General features: G+C 46.0%; 1 protein-coding gene and 1 pseudogene. Both read right to left on the bottom strand.

Annotated elements, in window-relative coordinates; all coding sequences use genetic code 11:
- Nucleotides 1-15: 15 nt before the first annotated feature.
- On the bottom strand, nucleotides 16-408 hold the full coding sequence (gene rpsH / locus A3738_RS05830) for a 30S ribosomal protein S8 (protein WP_068475378.1): 393 nt from the start codon (nucleotides 406-408) through the stop codon (nucleotides 16-18).
- Nucleotides 409-484: 76 nt separating this feature from the next.
- Nucleotides 485-615: pseudogene (locus A3738_RS05825) on the bottom strand (30S ribosomal protein S14); the annotation flags it as partial.

Genomic DNA, 615 nt, shown 5'->3' with positions numbered 1-615 from the left:
ACATGCAAACCTCCCTTAGAATACTGTACAGATAACTTCGCCGCCGATACCCGCTTTACGAGCAGCACGGTCAGTCATCACGCCTTGAGAAGTAGAAACAATCGCAACACCTAGGCCGCCACGTACGCTCGGCAATTCAGCCGACGCTTTGTACTGACGAAGACCTGGGCGACTTGCGCGCTTGATCTCTTCGATTACAGGGCGTCCTTCAAAGTATCTAAGTTCTACAGAAACTTCTGCCTTAGTACCTTCAGTAACGGAGTAGTTTGCAATAAAACCTTCAGTCTTAAGAACTTCAAGAACAGAAAGCTTCATCTTTGAAGATGGCATAGAAACAACTTCTTTCTCAGCCATTTGTGCGTTACGAATACGCGTAAACATATCCGCAAGCGTATCTTGCATACTCATCGTATGTTCTCCTGTCATTTTAGTTGTGCAGCGCTACATAGATGTAGCGCTTACCAACACACCAAATATGTTGTGCTTACCAGCTAGCCTTTTTAAGGCCCGGCACATTACCAGCCATTCCTTCTTCACGCAACTTAATACGTGAAAGCTTGAACTTACGGTAAACGCCATGTGGACGTCCAGTAACCTGACAACGGTTACGAAGAC

Source organism: Oleiphilus sp. HI0066, from assembly GCF_001635725.1.
Note: the sequence above shows the minus strand (reverse complement) of the source record. Positions and strands in the feature narration are given on the sequence as shown.

What these genes read in the sequence shown, in the direction of transcription:
- rpsH (WP_068475378.1), bottom strand. Translation starts at nt 408, where the DNA reads ATGAGTATGCAAGATACGCTTGCGGATATGTTTACGCGTATTCGTAAC.